Genomic DNA, 20,815 nt, shown 5'->3' with positions numbered 1-20,815 from the left:
GGAGAAGGACCCGGTCCGCCCGCGCGGCGCGGCCGACCCCGCACCCGCGCGCCGCCGCAAGCGGCGCCTCCCCGTCCCACTGATCCTGCTGCTGCCGACCGCCGTCGTCCTCGTCCCGCTGTTCGGCTACCCGCTGTACCAGCTCGGGCTGCTGTCGTTCATGGACTTCGGCCAGGAGCAGGCGTCCGGCGGCGTACCGGCCCGGTTCATCGGGTTCGAGAACTACACCCGGCTCTTCGGCGACGCGCTGTTCCGCGACGTGCTCGTCCAGACGATGGTGTTCGCGGCCGGCTGCGTCGTCGGCACACTCGTCGTCGGCGCCGCCCTCGCGGTGCTGCTGACCCGGGTCGGCAAGTGGCCCCGCCTCATCCTGATGTTCGCCGCCCTCGGCGCGTGGGCCGCCCCCGCGATGACCGGTTCGACGGTGTGGATGTTCCTCTTCGACACCAACCTCGGCCTGGTCAACGAAGTGCTCGGGACGGACGGCCACAACTGGATGTACGACAAGTGGCCCGCCTTCGGGCTGGTCGGCGCCGTCGTGGTCTGGCACTCGTTCCCGTTCGTCATGATCACCCTGTACGCCGGGATCCAGGCCATCCCCACCTCCGTCCTGGAGGCCGCCCGCCTCGACGGCGCGAGCACCTGGACCACGTTCCGCCGCGTCATGCTGCCGATGCTGCGGCCCATCCTGACCATCGTGGTCATCCAGTCGATCATCTGGGACTTCAAGGTCTTCACCCAGATCTACGTCATGACCAACGGCGGCGGCATCGCGGGCCAGAACCTGACCCTCAACGTCTACGCCTACCAGCAGGCCTTCGCGGGGTCCGACTACAGCTTCGGCGCGGCCATCGGCGTCGTGATGACGCTGATCCTCGTCGTCGTGACGGCGTTCTACATCCGCGCGCTGCGCCGCAACGGGGAGGAACTGTGAGCACCGACCGCCGCGTCGGCCGCCGGATCGCCAACGTCGCCGCGATCCTCGCGGCCGTGGTCGCCGCCTTCCCGCTGTACTGGATGGTGCTGTCGGCCCTCAAACCGGACGACGAGATCAACTCGGCCCACCCGCGGCCGTGGACCTGGGCGCCGACGCTGGAGAACTTCCGGCACGCACTCGGGGTCAGCGGGTTCGGCCGCTACTTCCTCAACAGCCTGCTCGTCGCGACGGTCGTGGTGGTGCTGTCGGCCGGCATCGCGTTCCTGGCCGCGGTCGCGCTGACCCGGTTCAACTTCCGGTTCCGCACCACCATCCTGGTGATGTTCCTGGTCGCGCAGATGGTGCCCATCGAGGCGCTGACCATCCCGCTGTTCTTCCTGGTCCGCGACATGGGCGAGGTCGCACCGCAGGTCGGCCTCAGCTCGCTGGGCTCGCTGATGCTGGTGCACCTGGCGTTCTCGCTGCCGTTCGCGATCTGGATGCTGCGCGGCTTCGTGGCGGCCGTGCCCGACTCGCTGGAGGAGGCCGCGCGCCTCGACGGGGCCAGCCGCTTCACGATCCTGTGGCGCATCCTGTTCCCGCTGGTCGCCCCCGGCCTCGCGGCCGTCAGCGTCTTCTCGTTCATCACGGCGTGGAACGACTTCGTCTTCGCCAAGACCTTCATCATCGGCAACGAGGACAACCAGACGCTGCCGTCCGCGCTGCTGGTGTTCTTCAAGCCGGACGAGAACGACTGGGGCGGCATCATGGCCGCGTCGACGCTCATGACGCTGCCGGTTCTGGTCTTCTTCATCCTGGTGCAACGGCACCTGGTCTCCGGGCTCGGCGGCGCGGTCAAGGACTGACGTGTCCGACGAGACGTCCCGACCCACGGATTCGACCCGACGAACGGAAGCGAGGAGTGCGGTGCCCCAGACCCCCGTACCTGTCCCCCTGCCGGGACACCTGACCCGGGGCGACGGGCACTTCCTGCTGCGCGCCGACACACCGGTCGACGCCCCGGAGGCATGCGGGCCCGAAGTCGCCTGGCTGCGTGGCGTGCTCGGCGCCGCGACCGGGTGCCGGCTTCCCGAGGGCGCCGACCACGGGCCTGACGGGACCGGCGGGATCGCGGTACGCCTCGACGATGCTCTCGGCAGCGAGGAGTACCGGCTCGACGTACGGCCCGAGGGCGTGGTCGTGGCCGGCGGCGATCGCGCGGGCGTGTTCCGCGCGTTCCAGACCCTGCGGCAGCTCATGGACCCGGCGGTCTTCCGGCGCGCGCCGGTGCGCCAGGGGCCGTGGGCCGTCCCGGCCGTGTCGGTGCGGGACCGGCCCCGGTTCACGTGGCGCGGCGTACTGCTCGACGTGGTTCGGCACTTCATGCCCAAGGCCGACGTCCTGCGCTTCCTCGACCTGATGGCCGTGCACCACCTCAACGTGCTGCACCTGCACCTGACCGACGACCAGGGCTGGCGCGTCGAGGTGCCGGGCCGCCCCAGGCTGACCGAGGTCGGCGCGTGGCGCACCGAGAGCATGGTCGGCACGCGGCACACACCCCGGCACGATGGGCGCCCGCACGGCGGCTACTACACGCGCGACGACCTGCGCGAGATCGTGGCGTACGCCGAGGCGCGGCACATCACCGTCGTGCCGGAGGTCGACCTGCCGGGGCACGCGCAGGCGGTGCTCGCGGCGTACCCCGAACTCGCCGCCGGGCCCGCGCCCGACGGCGTGCGCACCGGATGGGGCATCTCGGACGCGGTGCTCGCCGCCACCGACGAGGTGCTCGCCTTCTGCCGCGAAGTCCTCGACGAGATCTGCGCGGTCTTCCCCTCCCGCTATGTCTGCGTCGGCGGCGACGAGGTGCCGCGCGGACCGTGGCGCGCCGACCCCGCTTCGATCGCCCGGGCGCGCGAACTCGGCCTGCCGGACACCGACGGGCTCCAGCGGTGGTTCACCGCGCAACTCGCCGACATGCTCGCGGCGCACGGCCGCGTGGTGTTCGGCTGGGACGAGATCCTCGAGGACGGCGCCCCCGACGGCGCACTGATCGGCGGCTGGCGCGGCGACCACGGCGTACGCGCCGCCGCGCAGCTCGGCTTCGACGTCGTCGCCAGCCCCGACACGTCCGTCTACCTGGACTACCGGCAGGCCGAAGGGCCCGACGAGCCGCTGCCGGTCGGGACGTTGGTGACGACCGAGACCGTCCACGCGTTCGACCCCGTCCCCGCGGACCTCACCGCCGACGAGGCCCGCCACGTCCTCGGCGGACAGGCGGCGCTGTGGGCGGAGAACCTGGACTCGGTACGCGCCGTCGACTATGCCGCCTTCCCGCGGCTGTGCGCGCTCGCCGAGGCGCTGTGGACCGAGGGGCCGCGCGACACCGCCGAGTTCGTCGCGCGCATGGCACGCGACCACCTGCCCAGGCTCGACGCGCTGGGCGTGGAGTACCGCCCGCCCGGCGGGCCGCACCCGTGGCAGACGCGTCCGGACGCCCCGGGATTCCCCCGGGAACGCGCGGACCGGGAGGCCGAATTGGCGCGGATGACCGAACGCCTGCGCGAGAACCGCCCTCGAAAGGCCGATTCCTGACACCGGAACTACACCGTACGGGTGGTCCTCGCGCGCGTCGCGACGCCATGGCGTGGTCCCGGCCGACGCCCGGCAGATAGTCGGTCTATCCGACTGGCAGGCAGTCGCAGGATCTCCGGGAGAGCCGCCGTGCACCTCGCCTCCATCACCCAGCGAGTACGTGGCAGACTCGCGCCGGCCATGGCGGCCGGCGCGGCCACCGCGGTCTGCACGGGCGTCCTCGCCCTCGCCGCCCCCGGTACCGCGGCAGCGGCGCAGGGCGACAACGGCGACGTGAAGATCCACGCGACCACGACCGAGTTCGACGACCACAGCGACGAGCCCAAGGTCTGCCGGTTCTATCTGGCGGCGTTCAACTTCGACGCGCTCCAGAAGGTGTCGTGGTCGATCGACCCGCAGCCGGAGAAGAAGGGCGGAGCGCATCTCGCGGGCGAGATCACGCTGACCACCGGCACCGGCCACAGCGGACCGCTGTCGATGCCCGACGGGCAGTACAAGCTCACCTGGACCTTCCAGGGGCAGTCCGGGCAGGCCAAGCAGAAGGTCTTCAAGGTCTCGTGCGTGGTGTTCGGCAGTCCGCCCGGCGGCACGACGGGAGGTACCTCGGGAGGCTCCACGGGCGGTTCGACCGGCGGCTCGACGGATGGGTCCACGGGAGGCTCCACCGGAGGCGCGGGACACGTACCACCCATGGTGCGCGACGTATTCGGCAACCTGGTGCCGGCGGGTGGCGCCGACACCGGCTCGGGCAGTACCGCCGCAATGGCACCGGACTCGGTGCAGACCGCAACAGGTGTGGGGATCGCACTCGGCGCGATCCTCCTGGGCGGGCGAATCCTGCGGCGGCATGGGCGATTCCGTCCAGACGGCCGCTGACCAGGGCGTACGGCGGTGTTTCGGGAACCCGCCGGGCGAGGCGGCGGGCGGTCGGTCTCGGGGAGGCCGACCGCCGCGCGGCCGGACCCCGGTCCGCGGCGAAGGCCCCCGCGGGGGCCGCGAATCGGAGAGGAGGCCGCATCGGACTCCACACCCGGAAGTGTCACCGATACCGGCGCGCGGCGGCGCGCCACCGCAACGGAGGACGGCAGGAAGGGAGGCACCGAGGCCATGGCGGATCGCTCGCGCCGGTCCGAGTCCTCCTCCGCATCGGGCCGTTCCGGTGGTCCGGGCCGTACGAAGGGTCCGGACCGTGCGGATCGTGCGGACCGTTCCTCGCGTTCCGAGGGGCCGGACCGATCGGACCGACAGGACCGACAGGACCAACAGGACCGACCGGATCGTCCGGGCCGGTCCCGTAGTTCGGGCCGTGCGGGCCGTTCGGATGCAGGCGCGGTGGACGGGGGCCGCGACGGGACGCGGCGTACACCGTCGGCTTCGCGCCGAAGAGAGACACCGGACCGGGAGAATTCCGCGAACGAGGCAGGTGCGCGCTCGGGAGACGCATCCGGCCGTGGCCGCCGAACCGTTCGCCAGGGTGGCTCGCAGACACCCGGCGAGCGGCGGCCGGCCGCGGATGGCGGGAGAGTCGCGCGTACCGGCCGACGAGGCGAACGCCCGGCCGACGCGCCACGGCGGCGCACGGTCTCGCGTGCCGAAGGTCCGCGGCGGAAACCGGGACGTGACGCGGGCCGGCCGTCAGGACGAGACGCGGGCCGGGGCGTGACGCGGGAAGCACCCCAGGAAGCACGACCGGAAGCACGACCGAAAGCACGGCAGGAAGCACGACCGGAAACACGACGCGACACGCGACTGGAAAGCGGTCCACGCGCCGCGGAAGGCGCCCGGCCGGCATCGGGAGCCGACGGGCGGCGCCCACCCGCGGCGCCGGACCGCCGTCGCCCGCGCCCCGGATCGCTGTCGTCCGAATCGGGCGGCTCCACCGGATCCGCCGGACGCACCGGTCGGGCGAACCGCGCCCGACGCGACCCCACGGCGTTTCAACTCACCCGTCGAGGACGGCTTTTGACCGTGGCAACCGTCCTCGGCGCGGTGCTCACCGGCATCGTCGTCGCCAACGAGGGCCTGGGCACGGGAGGCGGACCGCCGCAGCCGGCCGCCGCCGCGGGCCCCGGCCTCACGTCCGCCCCGCCCAAGCCCACACCGCCGCCTCAGCCGGACCCGGTGGTCCCGGGACCGGCGGCGAAGGCGTCCGCGGCAGCGGCACTGCAGGCGGCTCCCGTTCCCGCCGCGGCACCGGTCCCCGGGGCGCCGGGCGCACCTGGCGCTCCCGATGCGGCCGCGTCGGCGTCGCCGAGCGCGCACCCGCCGATGCCCGCGTCGCCGCCCATGCTCGTGGAGATCCGCAGTATCGGCGTCCAGGCGAAGCTGACGCGGGTCGGGCTCACCGACAAGGGCTGGGTCGACGCGCCCACCGACAAGGACCGCAACCTCGCGGCGTGGTACGACGGTTCGTCCACGCCGGGTGCGGAGGGCACGTCGGTGATCGTCGGGCATGTCGACGTGCCGAGCGGCCCGGCGGTGTTCTACGACCTCGGCACGCTGCGCAAGGGATCGGTGATCCGGGTCCCGCGCGAGGACGGCACGACCGCGGTCTTCACCGTCTACGGCGTGCAGGTGTTCGGGAAGAAGGACTTCCCGGTGGACCGGGTGTACGGCGGAACGGGCGTCCCCGAACTGCGCGTCATCACGTGCGGCGGCAACTACGACAAGAAGAACGGCTACTCCGGCAACGTCGTCGTCTTTGCCCGCCTCACCGCCCAGGAGTAGAAGCCGAGGCAGGATGCCGTACAGGCGTCCACGTCTTGGGGTCACGCACAGTCGGCCCGCTCGCACGAACTCGCCGGCCCGGCACCGCCGCAACCGGCCGAGCCGGGCCTCCGCCGATCCGTGTCCCACGCGTCCCGACGCGTAGGGCGGCGGCCCCGAAAGGCCGCCGCCCGCGTGCGCGCCAATCGCGCGGTGTCGTCTGCTGTCCCGCTGTGCTGTCCCGCTGTGTTGCCTGGCTGCGCCGTCTCGCGGTTGCAGAACTGGACCTAGGTCGTGCCGTCGGCCTCCAGCAATGTCGAGCGGCGCCGCATGCGGTACCAGACCGCGGCACTTCCGGCCATGAGCAGCCCGCCGACCGTGCCGAACAGTCGGGGGTCGCTCATCGCGCCGGTGCTCGCCAGGCCGCCGCCCTTGCCGCCCGACCCGCCGCTGCCGCCGCTGTCACCGCCGTTTGAACCCCCGCTGTCGCCACCGCCGTTGGACCCGCCGGTGTCGGTCGCAGTCGGCGTCCCGGTCTCGGTGGGCGTCGCGGTGTCGGTCGGGTCGCCCGTACCGGTGGGCGGCGGGCTCGAGGTCGGCGGCTCCGAGGTCGGCGGCGTCGTCGTCGGGGGAGGGGAGGTGGGCGGAGGCGTGGTGGGCGGCGTGGTCGTCGCCGGGAGTACGCCCAACTGGAGGACGGCCGAGGCCTTCGACGTCTTGCCGTCGGCCTGCACCGCGTGCGCACCCGGCTGGGTGCCGGACGGCAGCGCGAACGCCTGCGAATGCGCCCCCTGGTCGTCGACCGTCACGGTCTGCCACAGCGGCGCCTGCTCGCCCGTCCGGAACTTGAGCTCGACCTGCTCGTTCGGGGCGAAGCCGGTGAGCCCCACGGTGACCTGCTCGTTCGCCTTGACGTTCTGCGGCGCCAGGCTGATGCCGAAGTTGCTCGCCTGGATGACCGCGGTCCGTTCCAGCGGGGCTCCGCCGGTCTGCGTACCGGTGATGACGAAGCGGTACGTCCCGGTCGTCCAGGAGCCGGGAACGGTGATCGTCGTCGTCCCCGGAAGCCCGCCCGAACCGTCGAGCGTGAAGGTGGTGATCTCGACGGGTGTGGCCGCCGCGTCCGACTCGGGCCGTGCGGCGACCACGACCTGGTCGAAGGGCCTGAAGCCCCTGGCCTGGAACGCACCGGCGGTTCCCGCCGTGTAGGTGAGGCCCATGTTGACGATCTCGGGGTGGTACTCGTTGGCGAGGGGGGCGGCGGTCCACGTCGTACCGGTCACCTGCACGATCGCCTTCGCGAGGACCAGCGGAGCGCTCGCGGCGTCGATGTAGCACAGCGCGCGCATCTGCCACACCTCGCCGCTCTGCGGCAGGACGGCGGCCGTCTTCCAGAAGTTGATGTTGGTCTGCACCGGGATGGTGCCGTCGGCCGCCGGACGGTTGTACGCCACGCTCTTGATCTGCGACTCGTCGGCGTTGACCAACTGCAGCCGGAATCTGTAGCGGTGCGTTTCCGGGCACGGGGCGTCGACGACACTGATGGTCGATCCGGTGCCGTTCGAGGGGGTCTCCCCACCCACCGGCACCTCGCCGGTGCTGGGGTCGAAGACGAACTTGGCCGTGGGCGCGGGCTCTTCCGCCGACGCCGTCAAAGCGGTGGTGAGCGATGCCGTGAGCAGGACCGCTCCGGCCGCGCCGAGGATTTTTGCCAGCAGCATGGCGACTTCCGGTAGGTGAGGGGACGAGGGAGCCGGCGGGCCGCGGCCCGGGCGGCGGAGGCCCCCGGCGGTGTCGGTGGTCCGATCCCGCCGGGGGCGCCCAACTAGGGCGTCAGGGTGCGGTGCGTGCGGGTGGTCACCACCAGACGCGCGTGGTGTCCAGCGTCACGGCGACCTCGCCGGTCGCCTTGGAGGTGCTGCCGGTGATCACGAGCGTGTACGAGCCGTCCGCGACCGAAGCCGGGATCTGGAGCAGCGCGGCGCCGTTGCCCTGCGGGGTGGTGCCCTGCGGCTGGAGCGACACCGCCGTGGTGGTGCCGTCCGCCGCACGTACCACGCCGGTGACCTGCTCACCGGAGGCGAACCCGGTGTAGGCGACCAGGGCGAGGCGCAGCGAGCCGATCTTCGACGGCAGCGCGTAGACCGTGGGGCGCAGCGTCGTCCAGACGTTCTCGTTGACCTTGACCGTGGTGGTCGCCAGCGTGGTGATGGCCAGGTCGGCGTCCAGGCACTCGGCCGTGAGCGAGTAGGACGCGCCGTTCACCGGCGGGCGGCTGGCCGGGAACAGCGGCCGCGGACCCACCACCGAGGTGTCCGGGACGCGGTCGGCCGGCAGCGGCGTGCCGAAGCGCGAGCTGCCGAAGGGCGAGGAGGAGACGTTCGGTCCGTCGATCATGAACCGGAACGAGGTGGCGGTCTCGGGGCAGGGGACATTGGTCTTGGCGACCGCCGTTCCCCCGTTGACGGCTCCGTACGTCGGCGTGACGGTGATCGCCGGCGTCGGGGCCGCGGCGGCCGTCGGGGCGCTCGCCGCCGCCGGAACCGCGAGCGCTGCGAGGGTCGCGATCGGCAGCAGGGCGGAGGCCAGGGCACGGGGACGGAGGAACTTCATGGTGGTGCTTCCCTTCGGGGTTGGCCGGAGCACACCGCGACGCGGGCATGCCCTGTAGGCGCGTGGGGGCGCGCCGGGTGGTGCGACGTACGGGGGCGGAAGGGGGGTGAGCGGTTCTGGGGGCGGCCCGGTCAGGGGCCGCTGTCGCGCGAGGAGGCCCGGCGCTTGTCGAGGTAGGAGTACAGGGCGGGGCCGCCGCCGACCGCGACGGCGAGGGTGCCGATGGCGAGCACGTAGAACCAGATCGCGGGGATCGGCGGCGGGTCGGTCAGGTTCATCGATCCGGCGCTCTGCGCGCCGCTCGCGCTGCCGCCGCCGGCCCCGTCGCTCCCGCCTGTGCCGCCGTCGAGTGCCTCACCGGTCTCGGGGTCGAACGCGGGCTGCCCGCCGGTGGCGTCACCGGTGCCGCCGGTCGCTCCGTTGCCCGCGGTGCCGTCGGCCGGCGTGCCTCCCGTGCCGCCGGTCGCGCCGTTGCCTCCGGTGCTGCTGTTGGTGCCCGGACTGCCGGTCGCCCCACCGGTGTTGCCGCCGGAGCCGGTCGACCCGCCGCCGCTGGTCCCACCGGTTCCGCCCGTGCCGCCGCCGCTCGTGCCGCCGGTGGTGCCGCCCGGCCGGTTGTCGATCGGCTTGGTGTAGCCCGGTTTGAACGTCGGGTTCGGGCACGCGTCGTACTCGGCCTGGGTGATGTCGGCGAGGTTGCGCGGCATCGCGCCGGGATCGGGCGCGCCCGGGAGCTTCTTCAGCGCCGCGTAGCCGAAGCCGACCAACTGCGGTGGCAGGGGCGAGTATCCGAGGGTGTCGACCTGTTTCTGTCCCTCGCACAGGAAGTACTTGATGTACCGCCCGAGGGTCTCGCCCTTCTGGTTGTTGAACCGGGACCCCGGCGGGAAGTTGGTCGGCACGATCATGTAGCTGTAGCTCGACACCGGGTACGCGCGCGCGTCCGGCATCCGGTAGACGCCGTCGAGCTTCTGCGTCGAGTCGGGCGCCAACTCCGCCTTGGTGAGGGCGATGGACACGGCGTCGGACGTCGGCTGCACGTACCTGCCGGACGCGTTCTTGACCGACGCCACCGGGAAGTTGCGCTGCTTGGCGTACGCGTACTCCACGTACGTGATGGCGCCGTCCCCGTAGGACGCCGCGACCCAGTTCGCCACGCCGTCGGACTGCGGCTGCGCCTTGCCGCCGGACGGCACCGGGAAGTCCGAGGTCATGCCGGTCTTCCAGATGTCGCCGACCATGGTGGACAGATAGAGGCTGAACTGCGCGCTGGTGCCCGACCCGTCGGAGCGCACCACGGGGATGATCGGCTTCGGCGGCAGGCTGCGGATGTGCGGGTTGTCGGCCTTGATGTCCGGGTGGTTCCAGACCTTGATCTGGCCGGTGAAGATCTTGGCGAGTGTCGGGGCGGACAACTGGAGGTTGCGGATCAGCTCGTTGCCGTTCTTGAGGTGGTACATGAACGACGTGCCGCCGGCGACGATCGGCAGGTAGGCGTACTGGATGCCGCGCTCCCGGAGGATCTTCTGCTCGTCGACGATCTGTCCGTCCGGCGTGCGGTAGGCGCCCTGGAAGGGGATCTCGGAGACGGCGAAGTCCACGGCCTGCTGGGTGAACTGGCTGCGGCCCAGGGTCGAGCCGCCGCCGCCGTAGTTCACCTTGATGCCGCGGCTGGCGACGTCGCGCGCCCACTGGTCCACCGCGACCTGGCTCCAGGTGGAACCCGATCCGTAGATCGGCTCCATCGCGGCGTTCGCAGGCGGTGCGGAGGCGACCGTCATGACGGCGCCCAGTCCCAGCGCCGCGGCCAGGCGCAGGACGCGGGACAGGGCTCGGGCTGGGGACCTGCTGCTGGACACGGTGTCGGCTCCCGACGTGACTCGGTTTACGGGCAACGGACTCACCGCTCGGACGCGCGGGCGATCCGGCGCTTCTGACGACGGCTCAGCTCACCGGGCGCGCGTCCCGCGACCAGGCGGGTGAGCACGAACAGCGTGAGCACGATGGAGACCAGCCCGACCGCGCCGCCGAACGCGAGCGAATTGAGCCGATCGCTGGGGGACTTGACGTTGCGCCAGATGAAGAACACCAGCGACTCCTGCTCGCCGTGGAACGGGTTCCAGTTCATCCGCGAGTTACCGCCCGCCACGAGCAGCACGGGCGACGTCTCGCCGACCGCGCGCGCTACCCCGAGGATCACCGCGGTGACCATGCCGCTGCGTGCGGTGGGCAGGACGATGTGCCAGAGCGTGCGCAGTTCGCTCGCGCCCAGGGCGAGCGACGCCTCGCGCAGGCCGCCCGGCACCAGGCGCAGCACGACCTCGGCGGTGCGGGTGACGATGGGCAGCATCATGACGGCCAGCGCGAGTGACGCCGCGAAGCCGCTGCGGCCCTGCCGAAACTCGATGATGAGCACCGCGTACACGAACAGGCCCGCGACGATGGACGGCAGCGCGCTCATCGCCTCCACCACGATGCGGACGATCCCGGCGAGGCGTCCGCGGACCTCGTTGAGGTAGACCGCGGCGGCGATGCCCAGGGGCACGGTCATCACCGTGGCCAGCGCGACCTGCTCCAGCGTTCCGACGATCGCGTGCCCGGCGCCGACCGCGACCTCGGGGCCGCTCAACGCCCCGAAGTACTCCTGGGTCTTGGTGAAGAAGTCGAGATCGATGGAGCTCCAGCCGCGCTGGAAGATGTAGGTGATGACGGTGAACACGGTGCCGAGCAGCGCGAGCATGCCGGTGGTCACGACCGTGCCGGCCATCCGGTCGCGGGCCCGTACGCCGTCGGAGCGCAGGTAGGTGCTGATCCCGTACAACGCCACGAAGGACGCGTAGGCGACGATCAGGAAGCCCTGTCGGCCCGACACCGGCAGGATCCGGCCGTACAGCAGCCAGGCGAACGACGTGCCGGCGAGCATCGACGCGATGGCGACGCCGACGTCCTCCAGTGGTACGCCCCGCAGCGGCACCCGGCGTTCCGGGGACTCCGGCCCGAGGGGCGGCGGGGGCGGCGGAGGCGTCGGCGCCGGGGGCGTCGGCGGCACGGTGACGGTCGTCATGCTGCGGGTTCTCCACTCCAAGCGGGACGGGGACGAGCGGGCGGCGTGCGGGTGTCACGCCTCGGTGGCGCCGCCGCTGCGGGACTTGGAGATGGCCCAGCCCGCGACGACGTTGACCAGGAGCGTCATGGTGAACAGCGCCAGACCGGCCGCCATGAGCGCGGACAGCGCGAACTCGTCGGCCTCGCCGAACTTGAGGATGATGAGCGTGGAGATCGTGGAGCCGTGTCCCTCCAGGACCCGCACGGTGAAGCCGGTGTCGAAGGACAGCACGATCGCGACCGCGATCGTCTCGCCGAGCGCGCGGCCGAGGCCCAGCATGACGCCGCCGATGACGCCGCCCCGGCCGAACGGCAGGACGACGGACCGCACCACGCCCCAGCGCGTCGCGCCGAGCGCCAGCGCGCCTTCCTTCTCACCCGCGGGCGCCTGGGCGAACACCTCGCGCATCACCGCGCAGCAGATCGGGATCACCATGCACGACACGACGACGCCCGCGATGAACAGCGAGGACGCGAACTGCCCGTCCACGTAACGGCTTGCGCCTTCCAGCTTGTGCACCTCGAAGACCGGGACGAAGCCGAAGTGGGTGGCGAGCCATTCGCTGATCGGGATCAACTGCGGTTGCAGCAGGAAGAATCCGAAGAGGCCGTAGACGATGCTGGGCACCGCGGCCATCATGTCGACGACCGAGGTGAGCACCCGGCGCGTGTTCGCCGGGGCGTACTCGGTGATGAACAGTGCCGCGGTCAGCGCGATCGGGACGGCCACCGCGAGCGCGATGAGGGCGACGAGGACGGTGCCGACCAGCAGCCCCTTCACCCCGAACGAGCCGCCCACCGGCGACCATTCGTCCTCGGTGAAGAACGACCAGCCGGCCGCGTCGATCGCGTCGTAGCCGCGGCGCAGCAGGTAGATGCCGATGGCGCCGAGCAGCGCGAGGACGGCGCACGCCGCGATACGGGTGGTCCAGCGGTACGCCAGGTCGACCCGCGTGCGCCGGACGACGATGCGGCGCGGAGAGTCGGCTGCGGCGTTCTGCGCTGCGGCGGTCATGCGTAAGCCCCCGGGGTCGGTGCGCTGGCGGAGTCAGCGGGCCTGGAACGAGATCGGATCGAGCCAAGCAGTGGCCGAGTGCGACCGGGGCGACTGCGAGGGAAACAGGAGGTGACAACGAACGAGCCTGTTCGGAGGGCCTGTTGCGGCTCCACGCGGGCCGCCGCCCCGGGGTCGGGTACGGACTCCGGGGCGGCGGTGGTGTGGAACGGTGCCGGGTGGTGACGCTCGGCCGCGTGGTCGGGCGGTGCGGTCAAGCGTGCGGGGCAGGTGGCTCGGGTCAGGCGTGCGGGGCAGGTGGTTCGGGTCAGGTGGTGAAGCCGTACGTCGCCTTGATGGTGTTCTGCGTCGCGGCCCAGTTCAGGAAGTCCTTCAGGACCTGGGGAGCGGTGGCCGTCTTGTAGACGTTGTAGACGTCGCGGTTGCCTACGAAGCCGCTCGCGCCGGCGGCGACGCCGTCGACGGTGCCGAGGGCGAACTGGGCGCGGCTGTCCGGGACACCGGTGATGCCGGAGTTGGACTGCGCGGTCCAGGCGGCCTTGGAGTAGGGGAGGATCGCGGTGGCGCGGTCGCCGGCGGCGACCTGGTTGCCGCGGTTCTCCTGGACGATCACCGGCTGCGTGGTGCAGCTGCCGGTGGCCAGGTTGGTCGGGTCGAACCCGAGGATGCCGGTGGTGAAGAAGTCACGGGTGCCCGAGCCGGACTGCGGGTAGTAGCGGACGATCGTGCCGCCGCCCGCCTTGCCGTTCGGGACCTGGCTCCAGTTGGTGATCTCGCACTTGTAGATCTTGCGCAGGTTCTCCAGCGACAGGTTCATCGGGTTCGGCGCGTAGCCGCCGTTCGCCTGCGGCAGTGCCGCCCACGAGACCGAGTCGCCGCCGAGGCGGACCGCGTCCAGCGTGACGTCCTCGGCCGGCTTCAGCGGACGCGACGAACGCGCGTAGTCGATGCAGTTGACGGTGTCGTTCAGCAGGGCGGTGATACCGGCGCTCGAACCGTTCGGCGCGGGGCTGCCGGCCGAGTAGGTCACGCCGGGGCAGGTGCCGAGGTTCTGCACGGTCTGCGACGTCGAGCCGGCGTCGATGCTCGTCCAGAGGTAGTCGGGGTTGTCGAGGGCGTACTCCTCGCTGAGGGCGCGCATCACATCCTGCGTGGTGTCGGAGCCGACACCCGCGTACTCGTCGGTCGCGGCGGTGGCGGACGACGGAACCGCCAGCACGATGGCGGCGGCGACGGCCGCGGTGGCGGTGGCGAGCTTGCGAATCATTGCAGTTCCCTCCCGGAGCCCGATGGGCTGCCGTGTGCCTGATCGGGTGTTGCCGTGGCAACGCCCACAACCTTTGCCGCTGTCCGGACGGTCCGGTGTGACCGCGACGGAAACGCTCGATGGCCCAGATGTCCGCCGCGCAAATGGCCCGCCACGGCAGGGAATTCCGGTCGAGGCGGCCGTGGAATGCCGACAAACGGCGCATCTTCGCGGGGCATCTCAACGGCAAGTGACGCACCCGTGTGCGGGAGGGAACGAACGGATGAGTACAACTTCCCGAGTCTGGACGTGAGTTCGACCGACCGGTGAGGTGGTGTCCCGGACCCTGCGCGCGAGTCGGCGCGCGGTGAGCCGCCGCGGTACGCGCGGCCCGACCGACGACCGGAGACACCGTGCAACGCATGTTCCTCAGCCGTCCGTGGCATGCGCCGGGGCTTCTCGCCGCGCTGCCGGCGTTCGTGCTCGGCGCACTCAGCGGCGTGGCCTACCTTGCCGGGCCGGCCTCCGCCGCCGAATCCGGTGGGCTGGAGGTGACCTTGTCGCAGTCCACCGATCTGGTGAACCAGCGGGTCAAGGTTGCCTGGAGCGGCTTCATGCCCAACGAGTACGCCCTCGGCATCTACCAGTGCCGGGGCACGGTGCCCAAGGGCTCCGACTGCGACGGTGTCAGCGACGTGGAGGTCAAACCGGAGACCGGGCAGAAGGGCATCGTCGTCGGGCACCGCGCGAACTACGGCGTGACCGGGACGTCCGGCGAGGGATGGATCCAGGTCCTTCCCAAGTCGGATCGGCCCTACCTCGGCTGCGACGCAGACACGCCGTGCATCATCGCGGTCGTCATGCGTCCCAAGATCGGTGCCACCGTGGCGGACTTCGGGCCCGCCAACGTGTCCGTGGGGTCCGCGTCCGCGAACAGCCCCCTGAGCACCGAGTTCGACCTCGCAGTCGAGGCGGGGCAGGCCGGCTGGGCGCCGATCCGCTTCGCCCCCGAGCCGGAGAACTGCGCGGACAACGGCGTGGCACTCCGCCTGGCGGGCAATTCCGAGCACACCACGGCCGGCCTGTCCTGGCAGGGCGGGATGTGCCGGGCGGCCGCGCCCATGATGACGACCGTGACCGCCGGGACCTCACCCGAAGGCCGGGACGCCTTCCGCGCCGGGAACGTCGACGCGGCGATCACCTCGCAACCGCTCGGCGGCCCGTTGGACCAACGGCTCGGCACAGCGGGCGACGGCATCCCGGGACGCAAGGCCGGCGAGGTCGTGTACGCCCCGGTCACCAACGGCGCAATCGTGCTCGCGAGCAATCTGGAGTCGACCGACGCGGAAGGGCGGCCCGTGCCGCTGCCACCCCTCAACCTGACACCGCGGCTGGTGGCAAAGCTGCTCACGGACGCCTACGGCGTGAACGTGAAGTACCGGACGGGCAGTCAGCCCAAGAAGGAAGTGCCGGGCTTCCCGCCGACGTACGAGCATTACAACAGCCTGTTCGAGGACCCGGAGTTCACCGCGATCAACCCCGGTGTGCCCGCGCCGGGGAGCGCGTTGCACGTCATCACCGTGCGGGGTGCCAACGACGACACGATCTTCGAGCTGACCCGGTGGCTCGTCTCGGACCGGGCCACCCGCGAGTGGCTCGCCGGAGCCGTGGACGAGAACGGCATCGCATGCCCGGACGTCTGGCGCACAGGGGCGTCCGACCTCCCCAGCGGGCTGATCACGAACCGCATCGAGGAGTACGAGCTGCGCTATCGCCCGATCAGCTCGTACTGGACGATCGTCGACAACCTCGTGCGGTCGCAGGGGCCGGAGCAGTACCTCAACAACGGACTGCCCACGTCCGTCCCCTCCGACGTGCCCGGCAAGCGTGCCGTGATCGCCGTGACCTCCCTGGAGGCCGCCGAGCGGATGCGACTCCCCGTCGCGCGGCTCCGCAACGCCGCGGGGCGGTTCGTGGCGCCGACCGCCGAATCGATCGCCGCCGGGGTCGCGGCCGCGAAGCCGGGTGCCGACGGAGTGACGCTCACGAACGACTTCGCCGCGTCCGACCCGAAGGCGTACCCGCTCACCACCACCGATGTCGTCGCCTTCCCGACCAAGGAACTCACCAAGGAGAAGGCGGCCTCGATCGACACCTACCTCGCGTACGCCTCGGGGCCGGGCCAGGTCCCGGGCCTCGAACCGGGGCGGCTTCCGCACGGCTACGCCGCCTTGAACGCCCGCCAGAAGCAGCAGATCGCCGCCGCCCGCGAGGCCGTGCGCAAGGCCGCAGCGGCGGCCGACTCCCCGTCACCGACGCCCTCGCCGACTCCGCCGGCCACCGGGAACACCACGGGGAACGGCACGGGCGCGCCCGGCGGTTCCGGCGGCGACCCGGTCGACGGGGGGCCGCAGGACGACGGGGCCACCACCGGCGGCGCGGCGGCGAACGGCGGTACGGGTGGCGCCGGGGCCTCGCCGCCGCCCCCCGGCAGCCCGACCCCCAGCGCCTCGCCGCGGACCGGTCCGGCCGCCGCGACCGGCGACGACGGCCCGAAGAACCTTCCCGCGGCGATCGCCGAGCGGATCAAGCAGGCGCTGCACGGCGACCCGTCGGCGATCCTCTTCCTCGTCCTGACATTGCTGTCCCTGGGCGCCGCCGTCGCGGCACCGGTGCTGCTGGGCATCGGCTGGCGCCGCCGCACCGGGAGTTGGCCGCCGCCGGTGGCCGCCCTGACCCGCATCGTCCGCCGCAGGCCCACCGGAGCAAGCTGACATGACCACTGTGGACCCGCGTCCCGACACGGCAGTTCCGCCCGCCCCCGGCACAGGCGGAGCGGCGGCCCGGCCCACCGAGCCGCGGACGATCCCGAGGAAGCCGGGGGACGTCCGGCCGCCCTGGGACCCCGTCACCATCGCCGGCGTCGCCATGGGCCTGGTGGTCGTGCTCCTCGGCGGCTTCATCGGCTACCTGGCCGTCGCCTCCGACCTGCAACAGGCCCGCACCCAACGCGAACTGTTCGACCGCGTCTCCGACAGCTTCTACAACGACACCGCCCCGATCGGCGGCGCCATCAAGGAAGGCACCCCGGTCGCCGTCCTGGAGATCCCGGCCATCGACCTCCGGCAGGTCGTCGTGGAGGGCACCACCGCCCGTGAACTCCGAGGCGGTCCAGGCCACTTGCGCAACACATCACTGCCCGGAGGCTTCGGCAACTCGGTGCTGATGGGCAAGGCGTGGACGTACGGCGCCCCTTTCGGCCGCATCGACGCGCTCAAACCCGGCCAGCGCATCTACGTCACCACGCAACAAGGGGACTTCACGTACCTGGTCCGCGAGAAGAAGCACATCCGCAACGGCGCGGACGACGCCATATCCCCAGGCGGAGCACACCAGTTGACCCTGGTCACCGCGGACTCCCGGTGGCGCCCGCGCGGGCGTACGGTCGTCGTCGCCGACCTCCAGGGCGAGTTCCGGATCGCCGAGCCCGGACGCCCCCGGACCGTGCGCGACGACGAGAAGGGGACCGGCGGCGAGTCCGGGGCCGGCATCGGGCTGCTGCTGTGGGCCCAGGCGCTCGCCCTGGTGGTCGCCGTGGCGGTCTGGGCGCTGCGGCGCTACGACCGGCGCGTCACCCTCCTGCTGGGCGTCCCGATCGCGACCGCGGTGCTGTGGAGCCTGTACGACGCGGCGGCGCGACTCCTGCCGGCGACGCTGTGACCGGGCCTCCGGCCCGTACCGGCAGCCAAAGTCAACGGCAGGTGACCAAGCCGTGTGCGGGACGGAACAACACGATGAGCACAACACGCCAGGTATGGACGTGAGTTCGGTCAACGAGTGAGGTGGGGACCGGGGTTTTCAGCATGGCATGGCATGAGGTGAGGCACACACGGCCTGACCACGTACGGCTTGACCACGCACGGCCTGACCGACGACCGAATGACCCATGCAACGGATCCGCCTGCACCATCTGTGCGCGTCCGGACCACCGGGCCCGGCCCCGCGCGAGTACGACCGCCAGTGCACCCGAGCGCCACCCACGACCAAGCCCCTGGCGGGAAAGCGCAATTCGTCCCCGGAGCGGAAGGTTCTCCTCGTGTCCAGCGGCACTACCGCGACCACCCAGCCCATCCCATCGCCGCTCATCCCGAAAACCGGCATCCGCAACGCCTCGACGCTCGAAGCCCGTTCGGTCAGTGCCTGGTTCGGCGCCCACAAGGTGTTGGAGCGCGTCGACCTGACCATGGCCGCCAACAGCGTCACCGCGCTCATCGGCCCCTCGGGGTGCGGCAAGTCCACCTTCCTGCGCATCCTGAACCGCATGCACGAGCTCATCCCCTCCGCCCAATTGGCCGGCGAGGTCCTGCTGGACGGGGAGGACATCTACGCACCCGCACGGCGGCCCATCGACACCCGCCGCCGCGTCGGCATGGTCTTCCAGAAGCCCAACCCGTTCCCGACCATGTCGATCTACGACAACGTCGTCTCCGGCCTCAAGCTCACCGGTCGGCGCGGCGTCGACAAGGACTCCGTCGTCGAGTCCGCGCTCGGCCGGGCCGGCCTGTGGTCCGAGGTGCGCAACCGGCTTCGGCAGCCCGGCGGGGCGCTGTCCGGCGGACAACAGCAGCGCCTGTGCATCGCCCGGTCGTTGGCCGTCGACCCCGACGTCCTGCTGATGGACGAACCCTGCTCGGCCCTCGACCCCACATCCACCCGGCGTATCGAGGACACCATCGCCGAACTGCGCGAGGAGGTCACGATCGTGATCGTCACGCACAACATGCAGCAGGCCCAACGCGTCTCCGACCACTGCGCGTTCTTCCTCGCCGCCGAGAACACGCCCGGCAGGATCGTCGAGTCGGGGCCGACCACTCGGGTGTTCGGCTCGCCGCAGGACACCCGGACCGCCGACTATGTCGCCGGCCGATTCGGGTGAGGCCGAGGCTTCACGCTTCACTTCCGACCGCACCGCCTCCGACCGCACCGCCTCTGACCGCGGCGCCTCCGAGCGCGGTTCGTCCGACCGCTCCGCGCGGTACGACGTCCACCTGGACGCCGAACGCCGCGTGCGGTGGCGGATGATCGCGCCCAACGGACGGGTCATCGCCCGCTCCGCGCGGGGGTACGCGAGCGCGGCAGTCTGCCGTGCGGAACTGGAGGCGCTGCGCACGCGTGTGGCGGACCTGCGACCGCTCATGGGACGCGCAGACGGGGGTCGGGGCTGGAGCTGGAGCCTCGCATTAGACGGCGGAGCAGTCGTCGTGGTCTCGGCGCGCACGTACGAAAGGTTGGAGAGCTGCCAGATCTCCTTCGACCGGTTCGTGCGCGTGCTGGTGACGGTCGCTTTCGGGGAGGACTGGTAGTCGGCGTGGGAGATTTCGGCTGACGGGCGCGATCCACTACGGTGCGTGCATGGCCGATGACACGATGATTATGAAGGCCGAGGCGGCGGCCCGGGCCCTGCTCGACCAGCGCATCGAGCTGATCCGCGAACTGACCGCCGCCGCCTCGGAGCTGGAGCCGTTGCAACGCGCGGCGGCCGAAGGCGAGCAACGGGTGCTGCACGCCTGGACCGAGGCCCTTGCCGGCGGCTGGACCGCCGACGAACTCAAGGGCCTCGGGCTCCCGGAGCCCGACCGCAAGGCCATGGCCAAGAAGGCTCCGCCCAAGCCCCGAGCGGCCGCGGCCGTGGCGCCGGCTCCCGCGCCCGCCGCTGTGCCGCCGTCCGCCGAGGCGACTCCCGTACCAGCGGCGGAAGTTCCGGCGGCATCGTCCCCGCCCCAGACCGCCGAGCCCGCAGCCGAGCCCGAGGCCGGAACGGGCGACTCTCCCGAGGCGTAGGCACAAACGCAGGAGGCGCACACACCCGCCGCGACCGGCGTCCGACGCGGGTGCGCGCGGGACCGGTCGCCGCGGGGCGCGTCGGGCGGTCGGGTCAGGCCGCCTGGCAATGGGCAAGGCCGAGTACGGCGGTGACACGCTTGCCGACCGGCTCGCGGCGGATGTCCAGGCTCCGGCACACCGCCACCACGATTTCCAGGCCGTGCTGCCCGGAGCGCATGGGGTCGGAGCCGTGCGGACGAGGCAGGTCCCGGCTGGAGTCCTCGACGGAGACATGCACCGCGTCCGAGGTGCGGGTGAGGATCAGGCGGCTGGGCCCTGGAGCGTACTTGTGGGCGTTGGTGACCAACTCGCTGACGACCAGCTGCGCCAGGTCGGCGTCGTCCTCGGAGACGCGGGCGTCCGCAGGGAACACCGGCGCGGTCTCCACCAGGAACTCCCGTGTGGCCGCGCGTGCCCGGGAGATCCGGTCGTCGCACGGGTAGGTCGCGCTCACCGCGATCGGCCGACTCCCACACGTGCCACCCACGCCGCGTTCCTTGGTACCCATCGCATGCCCACCGCCCTACGTCATCCGCACCGGCCGTCTGCCTGTGCGGCGCTCCGTCCTGTCGGCGAGGACTCGACCAGTCGACGTGGCCGCCGACTTGCCCTGCCGTGTCCTGTTTCGCTCTCACTTGCCGGCTACCCGGCGTGGGCGCGGCCGAACATGCCGAATGGTCACGCCCGGGCAGGACCAAAGGCCGGGCCCCGCGAGCGGTCCGCCGGTCGGTGCGGA

Annotated in this window: 17 protein-coding genes; 10 read left to right on the top strand and 7 right to left on the bottom strand. The window is 71.8% G+C overall.

From position 1 onward, the window contains the following. The 5 genes from AB0C36_RS37150 to AB0C36_RS37130 form a co-directional block, all read left to right on the top strand. Nucleotides 1-934 (top strand): carbohydrate ABC transporter permease (locus AB0C36_RS37150; protein ID WP_358362991.1); only part of this gene is annotated, 934 nt, incomplete at its 5' end. Next, nucleotides 931-1,782 carry a carbohydrate ABC transporter permease gene (locus AB0C36_RS37145; protein ID WP_358362989.1) on the top strand — a complete coding sequence of 284 codons (852 nt, stop codon included), beginning with the start codon at nucleotides 931-933 and terminating at the stop codon, nucleotides 1,780-1,782. The genes AB0C36_RS37150 and AB0C36_RS37145, both read left to right, overlap by 4 nt. A gap of 61 nt (nucleotides 1,783-1,843) precedes the next feature. Then, entirely contained in the window at nucleotides 1,844-3,511 is a 1,668-nt protein-coding gene (locus AB0C36_RS37140; RefSeq protein ID WP_358362988.1) for a beta-N-acetylhexosaminidase, read from the top strand. A gap of 129 nt (nucleotides 3,512-3,640) precedes the next feature. After that, a complete protein-coding gene (locus tag AB0C36_RS37135; protein WP_358362986.1) occupies nucleotides 3,641-4,387 on the top strand; it encodes a hypothetical protein in 747 nt (248 codons plus the stop codon). A 1,092-nt stretch (nucleotides 4,388-5,479) separates the two neighbouring features. After that, complete coding sequence (locus AB0C36_RS37130) at nucleotides 5,480-6,238, top strand: class F sortase (RefSeq protein ID WP_358362994.1); 759 nt, start codon at nucleotides 5,480-5,482, stop codon at nucleotides 6,236-6,238. A 266-nt stretch (nucleotides 6,239-6,504) separates the two neighbouring features. Here AB0C36_RS37130 and AB0C36_RS37125 read toward each other — a convergent pair whose 3' ends face one another. From AB0C36_RS37125 to AB0C36_RS37100, 6 genes are all read right to left on the bottom strand, one after another. Next, nucleotides 6,505-7,938: a hypothetical protein gene (locus AB0C36_RS37125; RefSeq protein WP_358362984.1), complete on the bottom strand. Its 1,434-nt coding sequence runs from the start codon at nucleotides 7,936-7,938 to the stop codon at nucleotides 6,505-6,507. A gap of 136 nt (nucleotides 7,939-8,074) precedes the next feature. Continuing rightward, nucleotides 8,075-8,830, bottom strand: coding sequence for a hypothetical protein (locus AB0C36_RS37120; RefSeq protein ID WP_358362982.1), 756 nt, complete (start codon nucleotides 8,828-8,830; stop codon nucleotides 8,075-8,077). A 131-nt stretch (nucleotides 8,831-8,961) separates the two neighbouring features. Continuing rightward, nucleotides 8,962-10,689 carry a phosphate ABC transporter substrate-binding protein PstS gene (gene pstS, locus AB0C36_RS37115; RefSeq protein WP_358362980.1) on the bottom strand — a complete coding sequence of 576 codons (1,728 nt, stop codon included), beginning with the start codon at nucleotides 10,687-10,689 and terminating at the stop codon, nucleotides 8,962-8,964. A 41-nt stretch (nucleotides 10,690-10,730) separates the two neighbouring features. Beyond that, nucleotides 10,731-11,894: a phosphate ABC transporter permease PstA gene (gene pstA, locus AB0C36_RS37110; protein ID WP_358362978.1), complete on the bottom strand. Its 1,164-nt coding sequence runs from the start codon at nucleotides 11,892-11,894 to the stop codon at nucleotides 10,731-10,733. 54 nt (nucleotides 11,895-11,948) lie between these two features. Then, entirely contained in the window at nucleotides 11,949-12,950 is a 1,002-nt protein-coding gene (pstC, locus tag AB0C36_RS37105; RefSeq protein ID WP_358362976.1) for a phosphate ABC transporter permease subunit PstC, read from the bottom strand. A 307-nt stretch (nucleotides 12,951-13,257) separates the two neighbouring features. Beyond that, nucleotides 13,258-14,217: a PstS family phosphate ABC transporter substrate-binding protein gene (locus tag AB0C36_RS37100; RefSeq protein ID WP_358362974.1), complete on the bottom strand. Its 960-nt coding sequence runs from the start codon at nucleotides 14,215-14,217 to the stop codon at nucleotides 13,258-13,260. Nucleotides 14,218-14,618: 401 nt separating this feature from the next. On the opposite strand from AB0C36_RS37100, the gene AB0C36_RS37095 reads away from it, so the two are divergent. The 5 genes from AB0C36_RS37095 (at nucleotide 14,619) to AB0C36_RS37075 (ending at nucleotide 20,037) form a co-directional block, all read left to right on the top strand. Further along, on the top strand, nucleotides 14,619-16,970 hold the full coding sequence (locus tag AB0C36_RS37095) for a hypothetical protein (protein ID WP_358362972.1): 2,352 nt from the start codon (nucleotides 14,619-14,621) through the stop codon (nucleotides 16,968-16,970). A 1-nt stretch (nucleotide 16,971) separates the two neighbouring features. Then, the gene (locus AB0C36_RS37090) at nucleotides 16,972-17,916 is read left to right on the top strand and encodes a sortase (protein ID WP_358362970.1); all 945 of its coding nucleotides are present in this window, start codon (nucleotides 16,972-16,974) and stop codon (nucleotides 17,914-17,916) included. A 439-nt stretch (nucleotides 17,917-18,355) separates the two neighbouring features. Further along, the gene (locus AB0C36_RS37085) at nucleotides 18,356-19,132 is read left to right on the top strand and encodes a phosphate ABC transporter ATP-binding protein (protein WP_435839190.1); all 777 of its coding nucleotides are present in this window, start codon (nucleotides 18,356-18,358) and stop codon (nucleotides 19,130-19,132) included. Further along, nucleotides 19,110-19,559, top strand: a complete 450-nt coding sequence (locus tag AB0C36_RS37080; RefSeq protein ID WP_358362969.1) for a DUF1508 domain-containing protein — start codon at nucleotides 19,110-19,112, stop codon at nucleotides 19,557-19,559. The genes AB0C36_RS37085 and AB0C36_RS37080 overlap by 23 nt, the downstream gene beginning before the upstream one ends. A gap of 49 nt (nucleotides 19,560-19,608) precedes the next feature. Then, nucleotides 19,609-20,037, top strand: a complete 429-nt coding sequence (locus tag AB0C36_RS37075) for a hypothetical protein (RefSeq protein WP_358362968.1) — start codon at nucleotides 19,609-19,611, stop codon at nucleotides 20,035-20,037. A 94-nt stretch (nucleotides 20,038-20,131) separates the two neighbouring features. On the opposite strand, the gene AB0C36_RS37070 is transcribed toward AB0C36_RS37075, so the two are convergent. Next, nucleotides 20,132-20,587 (bottom strand): ATP-binding protein, encoded by a 456-nt coding sequence (locus AB0C36_RS37070; RefSeq protein WP_358362966.1) that lies wholly within the window; start codon nucleotides 20,585-20,587, stop codon nucleotides 20,132-20,134. Between the last annotated feature and the right edge of the window lie 228 nt (nucleotides 20,588-20,815).

The organism is Streptodolium elevatio (genome assembly GCF_040649515.1).
Taxonomy (GTDB): domain Bacteria; phylum Actinomycetota; class Actinomycetes; order Streptomycetales; family Streptomycetaceae; genus Yinghuangia; species Yinghuangia elevatio.
The sequence above is the reverse complement of the archived record's forward strand: the minus strand, read 5'-3'. Positions and strand labels throughout refer to the sequence as shown.